13 protein-coding genes are annotated in these 12,404 nt (G+C 69.7%); 5 read left to right on the top strand and 8 right to left on the bottom strand.

Annotated elements, in window-relative coordinates; genetic code table 11:
- Nucleotides 1–276: biotin/lipoyl-containing protein (locus NM1_RS40215; RefSeq protein ID WP_303757420.1), on the bottom strand; the 276-nt coding region annotated here is incomplete at its 3' end.
- Between the two features lie 325 nt (nucleotides 277–601).
- Here NM1_RS40215 and NM1_RS40210 point away from each other — a divergent pair.
- Nucleotides 602–949 (top strand): oxidoreductase, encoded by a 348-nt coding sequence (locus NM1_RS40210; protein ID WP_068033023.1) that lies wholly within the window; start codon nucleotides 602–604, stop codon nucleotides 947–949.
- A gap of 131 nt (nucleotides 950–1,080) precedes the next feature.
- On the opposite strand, the gene NM1_RS40205 is transcribed toward NM1_RS40210, so the two are convergent.
- Nucleotides 1,081–1,734: a peroxiredoxin-like family protein gene (locus NM1_RS40205; RefSeq protein ID WP_068033021.1), complete on the bottom strand. Its 654-nt coding sequence runs from the start codon at nucleotides 1,732–1,734 to the stop codon at nucleotides 1,081–1,083.
- Nucleotides 1,735–2,065: 331 nt separating this feature from the next.
- On the opposite strand from NM1_RS40205, the gene NM1_RS40200 reads away from it, so the two are divergent.
- A complete protein-coding gene (locus NM1_RS40200; protein ID WP_068033019.1) occupies nucleotides 2,066–2,980 on the top strand; it encodes an AraC family transcriptional regulator in 915 nt (304 codons plus the stop codon).
- 229 nt (nucleotides 2,981–3,209) lie between these two features.
- Here the strand turns inward: NM1_RS40200 and NM1_RS40195 are convergent, their stop codons facing one another.
- Together NM1_RS40195 and NM1_RS40190 are read right to left on the bottom strand one after the other, a co-directional pair.
- Nucleotides 3,210–4,736: a leucyl aminopeptidase gene (locus NM1_RS40195; protein WP_068033017.1), complete on the bottom strand. Its 1,527-nt coding sequence runs from the start codon at nucleotides 4,734–4,736 to the stop codon at nucleotides 3,210–3,212.
- Between the two features lie 10 nt (nucleotides 4,737–4,746).
- The gene (locus NM1_RS40190) at nucleotides 4,747–5,592 is read right to left on the bottom strand and encodes a TetR/AcrR family transcriptional regulator (RefSeq protein WP_068033015.1); all 846 of its coding nucleotides are present in this window, start codon (nucleotides 5,590–5,592) and stop codon (nucleotides 4,747–4,749) included.
- Nucleotides 5,593–5,757: 165 nt separating this feature from the next.
- Here NM1_RS40190 and NM1_RS40185 point away from each other — a divergent pair, with 165 nt between their 5' ends.
- Nucleotides 5,758–6,372, top strand: a complete 615-nt coding sequence (locus NM1_RS40185; RefSeq protein ID WP_068033013.1) for a GNAT family N-acetyltransferase — start codon at nucleotides 5,758–5,760, stop codon at nucleotides 6,370–6,372.
- 56 nt (nucleotides 6,373–6,428) lie between these two features.
- Nucleotides 6,429–7,529 carry a glycine cleavage system aminomethyltransferase GcvT gene (gcvT, locus tag NM1_RS40180; RefSeq protein ID WP_068033012.1) on the top strand — a complete coding sequence of 367 codons (1,101 nt, stop codon included), beginning with the start codon at nucleotides 6,429–6,431 and terminating at the stop codon, nucleotides 7,527–7,529.
- Between the two features lie 373 nt (nucleotides 7,530–7,902).
- On the opposite strand, the gene NM1_RS40175 is transcribed toward gcvT, so the two are convergent.
- Nucleotides 7,903–8,112, bottom strand: a complete 210-nt coding sequence (locus tag NM1_RS40175) for a hypothetical protein (protein ID WP_068033010.1) — start codon at nucleotides 8,110–8,112, stop codon at nucleotides 7,903–7,905.
- Nucleotides 8,113–8,339: 227 nt separating this feature from the next.
- Here NM1_RS40175 and NM1_RS40170 point away from each other — a divergent pair, with 227 nt between their 5' ends.
- Nucleotides 8,340–9,437 (top strand): branched-chain amino acid aminotransferase, encoded by a 1,098-nt coding sequence (locus tag NM1_RS40170; RefSeq protein WP_068033007.1) that lies wholly within the window; start codon nucleotides 8,340–8,342, stop codon nucleotides 9,435–9,437.
- Nucleotides 9,438–9,441: 4 nt separating this feature from the next.
- On the opposite strand, the gene NM1_RS40165 is transcribed toward NM1_RS40170, so the two are convergent.
- The 3 genes from NM1_RS40165 to NM1_RS40155 form a co-directional block, all read right to left on the bottom strand.
- Complete coding sequence (locus tag NM1_RS40165) at nucleotides 9,442–10,155, bottom strand: MBL fold metallo-hydrolase (protein ID WP_068033006.1); 714 nt, start codon at nucleotides 10,153–10,155, stop codon at nucleotides 9,442–9,444.
- A gap of 177 nt (nucleotides 10,156–10,332) precedes the next feature.
- The gene (locus NM1_RS40160; RefSeq protein ID WP_068033004.1) at nucleotides 10,333–11,304 is read right to left on the bottom strand and encodes a carbohydrate kinase family protein; all 972 of its coding nucleotides are present in this window, start codon (nucleotides 11,302–11,304) and stop codon (nucleotides 10,333–10,335) included.
- Nucleotides 11,305–11,587: 283 nt separating this feature from the next.
- Nucleotides 11,588–11,938, bottom strand: a complete 351-nt coding sequence (locus NM1_RS40155) for an iron-sulfur cluster assembly accessory protein (protein ID WP_068033002.1) — start codon at nucleotides 11,936–11,938, stop codon at nucleotides 11,588–11,590.
- Nucleotides 11,939–12,404: the final 466 nt, after the last annotated feature.

The raw sequence follows: 12,404 nt of genomic DNA, 5'->3' as shown, positions 1-12,404 counted from the left end.
CTCGGGAGCCGGGGCGGGGGCGGACGCGGCGGCCTCACCGGCCTCGCCGATCACGCCGAGCTCGCCGCCGACCTCGACGACGTCGTCCTCCTGGGCCACGATCTTGGTCAGCACACCGGCGGCGGGCGACGGAATCTCCGTGTCGACCTTGTCGGTGGAGACCTCGAGCAGGGGCTCGTCGACCTCGACCGTGTCTCCTTCCTGCTTCAGCCACCTGGTCACGGTGCCCTCGGTGACGCTCTCACCAAGCGCTGGCATCTGGACGGAGAAGGCCATGTCCGTTGACTCCTCTAACTGCTCGACGGGTCTACAACAGTTCGTCTCTCGGCGGGCGTCCGCCGTTGGTCGCGGCGGAGGTCCGAACTGCCACCGATCATTCTGTGGCACCGGAGAACCGTGGTTCTTGTTCCGACTCTCCATCCTTGCACTCGCCGCCGCGGCGCGTAGCACAGGGCGGGCCGTGTCCCGGGCGGTACCCCGCGCCCGCGCCCGTGTTCGCCGCGAGCGTACGCAGGTCCCGACGCGGACGCCGTCCTGCTGGCAGTATCGATGGACCGGGTCCGAGCGTGTCCGGTTTGTGAAACGAGGAGGTGGGGCGGGGATGGGTTTGCTGGATCGTTTCCGCCGCAGCGGGCCGGGCGGCGCCGATGCCGGTGATTTCCGCTATCTGGACAACTGGGTGCGTACCCACATCGGGGTGGAGGCCTTCGTGGAACCGAAAACCACCGTGACCGATGTCACGGTGGTTCTTGTTGCCACGGATGGTGAATGGACCAGGCGCGTCGTGGGGGAGCAGGGCGCGCGGCGCTTGTCGGGTCGCTTGGGCATTCCCGTCTACGACGTCGGCCGCACCGGCTACCCGCAACGCATGCGCGACTACGACGCCCGCCGCCGCATAGAGCGGAAGCGGGCGCTGGAGCGGGACTTGGGCGGCGATACCGGCCCGTGAGGGGTGCCGGGTCTCCGTCCCGTCGTGCCTCCTGGTCGTCGTGTCGTGCCCTGGGCGCCGTCCGGCATGCCTCCGGAAATAAGAGGGGAGGTGAGGAATCCCGCGCCTGGTCCGGACGATCGGCCGATGGGTCAGGCGGAGTCGCCGACGATCCCCTGGTCGGCGAGCGCCTTCAGGATGTCGTCCGCTTCCGCTCGATTCCGATAGTCCCCGTCGACGTGCGCGTACAGGATGCGCCCGTCGGTGCCCACGACGTAGGTGGCCGGGATCGGCAACTCCGGGTTCGCGGCGTCGAGATCGGCTCCGGCCGTGCGGTAGATGTCGCGGACATCGGCGGGCACCGTGAACAGCAGCCCGTAGGCGCGCGCGACGTGGTTGCCGGGGTCGGAGAGCACCTCGAACTCCAGGCCGTTGCGCTCGGCGGTGGTCAGCGAATCGTCGGGGGAGTCCGGCGAGACCGCCACCAGTCGCGCTCCGTGGGTGCGCAACTGGGGCAGCGCCGTCTGCAGGGTGTGCAGCTGCACGTTGCAGTACGGGCACCAGCCGCCGCGGTAGAACGACAGCACGACCGGGCCGTCGCGCAGGGCATCGGTGAGGGCGAACCGTTCGCCCCGATGGTCGGTGAGGGTGAAGTCCGGGGCGAGGTCGCCGATGGCGAGCGCGCCGGTACCCAGATCGCTGAGACTTTCGGCATGGGCTTGCGCCCGCTGCACCAGCTCCTCCGGAAGTACCCCTTCATATTGTTTCTGGAACCGAATCAGGTTGTCCGCGTAGCTTTCTGCCATAGGATCGAGGCTATGTACCGACGCTCGGAACGACCATGATCGAGGATCGCATATCCATAGCAGCACGTCTCATGTCGCTGGGCGAGGCCACCGAAGCGGGGTTCGGACGTGTCGACCGCCGACTCCGCCTCACCGGGTCGGCCGACCTGAGCGACGATCTCGGCGGCGCCCCGGAACCCGCGTGTATGGGCGAACTTCCGGCCGTTGTCCTACGTACCGAGGGGGCTGCACCGCGCGTCGCAACCCTCGATCCGGAGCGGGGGGCTCGGATTCTGGCCGCGCGGTGTGCCGCGGATGCGCGGGGGCGGCGACCTCGGGTACTGGGGCGGCCATGGATGTGCTGACCGATGTCCTCGCGGCGACCGGAGTCCGCGGCGTGGTGCTGGCGCAGTTGACGGCCGCGGGGGAATGGGGTGTGCGGCTGGACGACGTGCCGATGGCGGCGTTCCACGCGGTTCTCGACGGTGATTGCTGGCTCGTGCGCGCGGCCGCCGATCCACTGCACCTGGCCGCCGGTGATTTCGTGCTGCTACCGACCGGCGGCGGGCACGGGCTGGCGAGCGTTCCCGACGCGCCGCTGACGCCGTACGCGCAGATCGCGCCGCCGCCCGGCCGCCGCGCGATCGCGTTGGACGGACCCGGATCACACACTCGAACCGTATGTGGCGCTTATCTTTACGACGACTACGGCTCGCATCCGCTGTTCACGCTGCTGCCGCCGGTGGTGCACCTGTCGGCGGCGCAGTCCGCGCACCGCCCCGAGCTGGCCGCCACCCTCACTCTGCTGGCCGCCGAGGTGGAGGCCGAGCGGCCGGGTGCGCAGACGGTGGTGGACCGGCTCGTCGACGTCCTGTTCATCCACGCGCTGCGCGCCTGGACCGAATCGCGCACCGAGGCCGCGGCCTCCTGGCTGGCGGCGCTGCACGACCCCGAGATCGCCAGGGTCATGGCGCTGCTGCACGAAAACCCCTCGCGCCCATGGACATTGGCCGACCTTGCCGACCGGGTCGGCGTCTCCCGCGCGACCCTGGCCCGTCGATTCACCACCCTCGTCGGTGAGCCGCCCCTGACCTACCTGGCCCGCTGGCGCATGGAACTGGCCGCCCGCCGCCTGCGCGACAGCGCGGATTCCGTTGCGTCGGTAGGCCGCAGCGTCGGCTACGCCTCGGAATTCGCCTTCTCCCGAGCCTTCAAACGAGTCCACGGCCAACCCCCCGCCACCTACCGCACCACCCGCCGCCCCTGAACGCCCTCTGTTCCCGCACGCCTTACGCGTTCCCGCACCAGCTCCAGGGCCGTGTAGTGGGTGCGGGGTCGGATAAGCCGTGCGTGAAGCGTCGTAGGGGTCGTCGCGCATCGGCTGCGCTGGGCCCGGCGCGGTGATGGAAGTAGGTCCGCGCACGCCGTGCATGTTCCCGCACCCCTTGCAGGGGCCTGTAGAGGGTGCGGGAACACGCAGGGAGTGCGGGAACCTGCTATTCGGCGGCGATGTCGTCGAGGACGGCGATGAGGGTGCGGACGGGGACGCCGGTGCCGCCCTTGGGGACGTAGCCGAAGGGGCCGCCGGTGTTGAAGGCGGGGCCGGCGACGTCCAGGTGGGCCCACTGCACGCCCTCGGGGAGGAACTCCTTCAGGTACAGACCGGCCGCGAGCATGCCGCCGTTGCGGTGCGGGGTCACGTTGGCCAGGTCGGCGACCTTGGAGTTGAGGTCGGCGCGCAGTTCGGCGGGAAGTGGCATGGCCCAGCCGTTCTCGCCGACCTCCTGCGACAGCCGGGCGACCCGGTCGCGGAACTCGTCGGTGCCCATCACGCCCGGGGTGCGGGTGCCCAGCGCCACCAGCTGCGCGCCGGTCAGCGTCGCGACATCGATGAGGTAGTCGGGCTCGTCCTCGCCCGCCCGCACGATGGCGTCGGCCAGGATCAACCGGCCCTCGGCGTCGGTGTTGATCACCTCGACGGTGGTGCCGCCGTACTGGGTGAGCACGTCGCCGGGGCGCTGCGCGGTGGCCGACGGCATGTTCTCGGCCATCGGCACGGTGGCGGTGACCGTGATCGGCAGGCTCAGCCGCGCCGCCAGCAGGACGGTGGCGATGACCGCCGCGGCACCGCCCATGTCCGAGGTCATGTTCTCCATGTTGGCGGCCGGTTTGATGGAGATGCCGCCGGTGTCGAAGGTGATGCCCTTGCCGATCAGCGCGACCTTCTTGGCGCCGCCGCGATAGGCGATCCGGATCAGCCGCGGCGGGCGTGAGGACCCCTTGCCCACACCCACGATGCCGCCGAAACCCTGTGCCGCGAGGGCCTTCTCATCGAGCACCTCGACCTCGAGCCCGGCCGCCTCGGCCAGTTCCTGTGCCCGCGCGGCGAATTCGGCTGGATAGAGGTGGCTGGGCGGGGTGTTCACGAAGTCGCGGGCGGTGGCGACGGCCTCCGCGGTCGCCTGCGCGCGGAACAGCGCCTCCTCGCCGAAACCCGGTTCGGGAACGAGGAATTCGACGCGCTGCAGCGGCAGCTCGTCCGGCTTGGGCGCGGACTTGTCGGACTTGAACGGGGTGAAGGTGTAGGCGCCCAGGTAGAAGCCCTCGGCCGCGGCGCCGAGATCCAGGCCCGACAGGGTGGTGACGGCGGTGCCGGAGCCCGACAGCGCGCGCCCGGCAACACCGGCGGACTTGCGGATCTGCTCGGCGTCGGCCTTCTCCGCGGCGCCGAGGCCCACCGCGAGCACGCTGGCGACCCCGAGCCCCTCCGGCGCCGGGATCCGGGTCAGCTCCTCGCCCTTGCCCTTCGCGCCGACCGCCCGCAGCTGCGCCAGCAGCGCGGCCCGCGTGTCGGCGTCCAGGACGTCGTCGAACGCCGTCTCGCCCTCGAGCGCCGGGCCGGGAACGATCGCCGGGCCGTCGTCGGTCGTGACGAGTCCGACGACGAGCACATCGGTTTCGGTGCCGATGGTTGCGGTGAGTGCCAGTTCCGGTCCGAGCGAACGATCTGCAACAGCTGTCATGCGGACAAGGCTACTGGTCGGGCGGATACGGGTCGCCGAGCCGGGTGGTGGGGAAGTGCCGAGACGCTATCCCGTCGAGCAGCAACGCCATGCCGTCCTCGAGTAGCTGGTCGAAGTCCAGATCGAGGCCCTCGCCGTCCAGGTCGGGATCGAAGTAGCGGGCGAGGGTGGGATGGGTCTCGTCCGCGACCAGATCGGCTGCCGCGGCGCGGAAGTCCGCGACCGACGGCGAGCCCATCCCCTCCGGGGTGCGCTCCGATCCCGGCAGGAGGGCCAGGCCTTGCACCAGCCCCGAGACCGTCAGGTAGATCGTCAGCATCTGATCCCGGGTCAGCGCACGGTGGTCGAGCGCCGCGAACGATCGCTCCAGGCTGTCGAGCAGGGCCGGGCCCACCGGCGGCCGGGTCTGGGCGAGGAGCGGCAGCATCCATGGGTGCCGCCGGTACATCCGCCATTCGGCGCGCGCCTCGTGCGCGAGCCGCGACCGCCAGTCCGCGGGCTCGGCGGGCGGGGGCGGGGCATCGCCGATGACCAGTTCGGCCATCTCGGCGAGCAGGGCGTCGCGGTCGGTGAAATACCGGTAGAGGCTGGAGGTGGCCACTCCCAGTTCCGTGGCCAGGCGGCGCATCGACAGCGCGTCGAGGTCCTCTCGGTCGGCCAATTCGACTGCGGCCCTGACAATCCCGACGGTCGTGAGCTGGTGCGCCTGCGCGGGGCGGCGGGGTGGCGCAGGCGTGGTGCGGCGGGCGCGATAGGCGCGGGCCTGGCAGGAGCGCGAGCAGTAGCGGCGGCGTCGGCCGCGTGGTCGCTGAGCGAACGGCTCGCCGCAGACCGAGCACGGCTGCTGTGATTTCATCACACCATTCAGTGTGACGAAATAGTCGTAACTCTGCTGGGGAGACCATAGGTTGGCAGTCGAACACGGTGTTCCGGTTAGCCAGGGACAACGTGTACCCGGCCGCGGCCGGGCGTGCCGCCGCAACCACGCGGCGGAGACGAATTCTCGACGGGAGGTTGGCGGATGGACGAGCGGATCGTGGTCCGGCGCGCGGGCGCGGACGAACTCGACGCGGTGGCGGCGGCGTATGCCGAGGCGAATGCCGACGAGGCGGTGACGACCTGGGTGCTGGCGGACAATCCCCAGGTCACCGCGGACTTCGCGGCACACCACGTCCCCGACATGATCGCGCAGAACCTGCGCGACGACGAGGTCTGGGTCGCCGGTGTCGGCGAGGAGATCTGGGCGATCTCGCTGTGGCACACGGTCACCTCGCTGGACCGCTACCACGCGCAGCACGCCGAGATCCAGGAGCTGGCCCGGACCACGGGCCTGCGCCCGTTCCGGCGGCTGGAAGCGGTGCTGACGGCGGTCAACGAGCGCCACCCGACGGAGTTCCCGCACCGCTACCTGCAGTCCATCGCCACCGTGCCGCACCGGCGCGGCTCGGGCGCCGGTGCGGCGATCCTCACCGATCGCCTGAAAGCCGCTGCGGCGGAGGGCCTTCCGGCGTATCTGGAAGCCAGCACGGAGCGCTCCTCCCGCCTGTACGAGCGCTGCGGATTCGTGCTGCGGGGCGAGCCCATCCAGCTCCCCGACGGCGGCCCCACCCTCCGCCCCATGTGGTTCCAGGGCTGAACCCGCGGGCGGGCAGTGGGCCCGGCGGGCGGCGGGGGTGCGGTTAAGCTCGGCTGGTGACCGACTCGACGCTGCTGCAGGGACCTATCCATGACGTGCATGTGGAGCTGGGGGCGACCTTCGCGCCGTTCGGGGGGTGGGAGATGCCGGTTCAGTACGGGGGGACGGTGGCCGAGCACACCGCGGTGCGGACGAGCGTCGGCCTGTTCGACGTGAGCCATCTCGGGAAGGCGACCGTGCGCGGGGCGGGGGCGGCGGCGTTCGTGAATTCCGCGCTGACCAACGATCTCGGGAAGATCCGTCCGGGGAAGGCGCAGTACACGCTGTGCTGCGCCGAGGACGGCGGCGTGATCGACGACCTGATCGTCTACTACGTCGGCGACGACGAGTTGTTCCTGGTCCCGAACGCCGCCAATACCGCGGGAGTGGTCGGGGCGTTGCGGAAGACCGCCCCGGACGGCATCACCGTCACCGACGAGCATCGCGAGTACGCGGTGTTCGCGGTGCAGGGCCCGAAGTCGGCGGAGGTGCTCACCGCGCTGGGCCTGCCCACCGATATGGAGTACATGGCCTACGCCGATGCCGAGTGGGAGGGCCGCCCGGTCCGGGTCTGCCGCTCCGGCTACACCGGCGAGCACGGGTACGAACTGCTGCCCTTGTGGGCCGATGCCGAACCGCTCTTCCGCGCCCTGCTCACGGAGGTGCGCGCCAATGGCGGCGAGGCGGCCGGTCTGGGCGCCCGCGACACCCTGCGCACCGAGATGGGCTACCCGCTGCACGGACATGAACTGTCCCTGGACATTTCGCCGGTGCAGGCCCGCTGCGGCTGGGCGGTCGGCTGGAAGAAACCGGAGTTCTGGGGTAAATCCGCGCTGGAGCAGGAGAAGTCGGCGGGCGCGCGCCGAACCCTGCTGGGGCTCAAGGCACTTGATCGCGGTGTTCTGCGGCAGGGCCAGACCGTACTGCGCGGCGACGAGACCGTCGGCGAGACCACCTCGGGCACCTTCTCGCCCACCCTCAAGATCGGCATCGCCCTCGCCCTGCTGGACAAGTCCGCCGGTCTCGAGCCGGGCGACGAGGTCGAGGTCGACGTCCGCGGCCGCCGCCTGCGCGCCGAGGTCGTGAAGCCACCGTTCGTCACCCCGCACACCTCCTGACGATCGACCTCGGTCGGTACCGACGGAGGTCCCGGTGTCGCCTGCGGCCGCTTCGATCGGCGTGTGCTGTCGTGGTCACGCGCGAGCCGCCGCTGGACTCGTCCGTCGGCCTGCGGCGTCGAGGCGTTCGATGCTGGTGTCGGTGGTGAGCGTGAGTCCGGCGTGTTCGAAGGAGCTGTGCCAGGCGTCTCATGTGATCCGCGCGGGTCGGTGCCTCGGCTGTGGGTTGGCGGCTAGATCGCCCGTTGCCCGCGTAATGGACAGGGCTGGGCTTCGTCGCGTCGCACATGCATCCCGGGAAGCCTTGCGCGGGAAACGGCACGGTGCGGAGGGGCCGGGCTCGGCGCCACGGTCCGCGGGTGCCCGTCTACGGTCAGCCGGTCGGGGAGGCCGGGATGGGGGCGGGCGGCGGCACGGTCGAGATGACCGGCAGCAGGACCACGGGCTGACCGTCGTGCCCGGGCGCAGTTCGCTCCGGCAGGAGCAGCAGCGCCGCGCACATCAGGGCGATCGCCGCCAGAACTCCGGCACCGGTGCGGACGTATGCCCATCGGCGGTGCCGCCACTGTGCCGGAAAGCGCACGGTCCCGCTCCCTCCTGCTCGGACCCCACCGATCCATCGCGTACGGCCGCCGACCGTTAGCGCCCTGGACGGAATCGGTGTCCGGACCGGCCACCGCGCGACCTGCCCACCGGTCCCGGGCGAGGCTCCCGCCCAGCTGAGCAGTCTGCGCAGCACTCGAGGTCACATGTGTTCGAGATGGCGGACCTCGCATCACGGGCGGGACGCCGGGTTCTAGGATCGGATCTATGACCGTTGCCGCACAGTTCACCCGCGTTCCGCATCCGTCGCCCACGCCGGCGGCGCGGCGACAGGAGATGCTGGCGGATCCGGGGTTCGGGCGCTACTTCACCGACCACATGGTCTCGATCGACTACATCGGCGGTGAATGGGCCAATCCGCGGGTCGAGCCCTACGGCTCGATGCAGATGGACCCGGCGACCATGGTGTTCCACTACGGTCAGGCCATCTTCGAGGGCCTCAAGGCCTACCGGCAGCCCGACGGCGGCATCGCGACCTTCCGCATCGACGCGAACGCCCGGCGGTTCCAGCGGTCCGCGCGCCGGATGGCGATGGCCGAACTGCCGGAGGACCTGTTCGTCGAGTCGGTGCGGCAGCTGCTGGAGGTGGACGCCGACTGGGTCCCCGAGGGCGGCGGCGAGGACTCGCTCTACCTGCGCCCGTTCATGTTCGCCACCGAGTCCGGCCTCGGGGTGAAACCGGCCGAGGCGTACAAGTACCTGCTCCTGGGATCGCCTGCGGGAGCGTACTTTCCGCGCGGCCTGAAGCCGGTGCGGGTGTGGCTGTCCACCGAATACGTGCGCGCCGCCCCCGGCGGCACCGGCGAGGCGAAGGTGGCCGGGAACTACGCCGCCTCGCTGCTGGCGCAGAAGCAGGCCGCCGACAAGGGCTGCGACCAGGTGGTGTGGCTGGACGCCTGCGACCACCGCTACGTCGAGGAGATGGGCACCAACAACCTGTTCTTCGTATTCGGCGCGGGCTCACAGGCCCGGCTGGTGACCCCGGAACTGTCCGGATCGCTGCTCCCCGGCATCACCCGCGACTCCCTGCTGACCCTCGCCGCCGACTCCGGCTACCAGGTCGAGGAGCGCAAGATATCGGTGGAGGAGTGGCGCACGGGCGTCGAATCCGGGGAGATCACCGAGGTTTTCGGCTGCGGCACGGCGGCCGTGGTCATCCCGGTCGCCTCGGTGCGCTCGGAGGACGGCGAATTCACAATCGGCGACGGGGAACCGGGCGAGGTGACCATGGCGCTGCGGGAGACGCTGACCGGAATTCAGCGCGGTACGTTCGCCGATATTCACGGCTGGATGCGCACGCTCTGACCTATCAGCCCGGCATCAGCATGTGCCACTGCTCCAATGTCTGCGGGCGCATCACATAGTTGTTGTCGCGCACGTTCGACAACGCGGCGTTCGGGTCCTGTGAATACCAGTGGCCCGGATAAACGACCGGATCTCCCGCTAACCCGGCTAGGTACCGCAGGCTGCGGAACATCGCATCGGAATCGCCGCCCGGGAAATCGGTGCGGCCGCAGCCGTCGACGAACAGCGTGTCACCGGCGACGAGCCGATCCTCGAACAGGAAGCACTGGCTGCCCGGCGTATGCCCGGGGGTGTGCAGCAATTCGATCTCGAATCCGCCGACGCTCACCTTGTCGCCGTGATCGTGACCCGTCAGCTCGCTCGGCGCGATATCGGTGACATTGGCCACCCACGGCAGTTCCTCGGCGTTGACGTGCACCGGGACCTGCACCCGCTCCAGCAGTTCGCGCACGCCGCGCAGGGTGAAGCCGAGCATGGTGCCGCCGACGTGGTCGGGGTGGTGGTGGGTGGCCAGCACGCCGGTCAGGCGCAGCCCGTCGGCCTCCGCGATATCCACGAGATCGCCGGCCGCATAGGCGGGATCCACAACCACGCACTCGCCGCTGTCTCTATCGCCGATCAAATACGCGAAATTGCGCATCTGCGTGGCGATCGGATCACCCACGGCCCAATCGCGCCCGGCCAGCAGCTGACGAAAATACACACGGTCGGATCCCATACGCACACCCTATGGCTCGGCGGCGATCGGCGCGCATTCGGTCGCACTGTGAATCGTCACGTGCGGGGTGCGCAGGAAACGAAACACTCGCGGACGAATCGGCGGATCACCTAATTGCGGATTGCGGAAATTGCACCGCAGCGCACGGCGTTGCGGCGCAGACGTTTTCGTTGGCGATCAGTGCAGCAGCGGCGCGATTTCCGCGGCGGCGTCCGGACCGTACGCCGCGCCGAGCCGATCGAGGGCCTCGTCGCGCTGCAGACCCCATTCCTGCGGGCCGTCGGTCTCGAGCACGAGCACGGCGATGAGCGAGCCCAGCTGGGCGGAGCGCTCGAGGCTGAGCCCGGCGGTGTGGCCGGTCAGGAATCCGGCGCGGAAGGCGTCGCCGATGCCGGTCGGGTCCACCTTCGACCGCTCCGGGACCACCTCGACATTGACCTCGGTGCCGTCGCGGTCGACGATCTGCACGCCCTTCGCTCCCAGCGTGGTGACCCGGATGCCGACCCGCTGCCCGATCTCGTCGAGGGTCAGTCCGGTCTTCTGCCGCAGCAGTCCCAGCTCGTACTCGTTGGTGAACAGGTAGGCGGCGCCGTCGATCAGCTCGCGGGCCTGTTCGGCGTTCAGCAGCGCGAGCTGCTGCGACGGGTCGGCGGCGAAGGGGATGCTCAGCTCCTGGCATTCGCGGGTGTGGCGCAGCATGGCGTCGGGATCGTTCGCGCCGACCAGCACCAGTTCCAGTTCGCGGGTGCGGGCGAGTTCGGTGATCGAGATGTCGCGGGCCTCGCTCATCGCGCCCGGGTAGAAGGCCGCGATCTGGGCCATCTCGTCGTCGGTGGTGCAGATGAACCGGGCAGTGTGCGCCTTCTCGGAGACCAGCACGGCCGAACAGTCCACGCCGTGGCGCTCCAGCCATTCGCGGTACTCGCCGAAGTCGGAGCCGACCGCGCCGAGCAGCAGGGGATTGCGGTCGAGCAGACCCATCGCGTAGGCGATATTTCCGCCGACGCCGCCGCGGCGGATGTTCAGATCGTCGACGAGGAAGCTCACGGAGACATGCTCGAGCTGATCCGCCAGCAGCGCCTCGGAGAATTTTCCGGGGAAGTGCATGAGGTTGTCGGTCGCAATGGATGCGGACACGGCGATGGTCACGGGAGGTCCTTCGGTGTCGTGCGCTGCGCACGCCTCGTCGCTGCTCGACAGACGCGTAGCGGGCCGGCGGGGAGGCGACCGGATCTCGGACGCACGGGTGAATGACCCGTGAACGCGCGAAATCGGTCGTTCGTAACGTACACCGTCGAACCGGGACCTCACCACCCGAGCGGCACGGGTGTCTCAGTCGGTAACACTTATGTTGTGCGACAACCGGTTTGACTCACCTGGGCAGCAGTCAGCGCGGAACCCCCGGTCGGGGATTCCGCGCTGATGGGGAGGGTCAGTTGAAGCTGTCGCCGCAGGCGCAGGAGCCGGTGGCGTTCGGGTTGTCGATGGTGAAACCCTGCTTCTCGATGGTGTCGACGAAGTCGATGGCGGCACCCTGCACGTAGGGGGCGCTCATCCGGTCGACGGTCAGCTTGACGCCGCCGAACTCGGCGACGAGATCGCCGTCGAGGCTGCGGTCGTCGAAGAACAGCTGGTAGCGCAGACCGGCGCAACCACCGGGCTGCACGGCGATCCGCAGCGCCAGATCGTCGCGGCCCTCCTGATCGAGCAGCGCCTTCGCCTTGCCGGCGGCCGCATCGGTCAGCGTCACACCGTGGGTGGTGGTCTCGTTCGGTGCAGTCATGAAGTCTCCTCAGGACCCGTGGTCATCCCGTGAACAGCGCACGGCTCGAAGCTGTCAACGCCACTTCGCGGGTGGCTATTCCAATCTTGCCACTCTCGCGCGGTCGCGCCCCAGTCCGTATACCCATTCGCACCCGGGCTGAATACCAGTCGTGCTTGTTCTGCTCCCTATCGACCGTACTCGGATGCCGAGCGGAAACGGCCGGTTAGCGGCGGGTGAACGCCGGAGTATGGCACAAGACACAACAACTCGGCGAACCGGATTTCCAGGGCGGTGTGCCATCGAATAGCCTGGTCGGCGTGAAGTTCCTCCGCCGCGGCGATGCCAGCAAGACCGACGACCTCGCCGACCAGACCTCGGGCGCCCCCGCCGGTGAGTCGGGCGGCTCGGCCGACACCTCCGACCGGGTGGCCGCCACCGCCGGTAAAGGGCGGCCCACCCCGAAGCGCCGGGACGCAGAGGGGAA

The organism is Nocardia mexicana NBRC 108244 (assembly GCF_001613165.1).
Taxonomy (GTDB): domain Bacteria; phylum Actinomycetota; class Actinomycetes; order Mycobacteriales; family Mycobacteriaceae; genus Nocardia; species Nocardia mexicana.
Note: the sequence above shows the minus strand (reverse complement) of the source record. Positions and strands in the feature narration are given on the sequence as shown.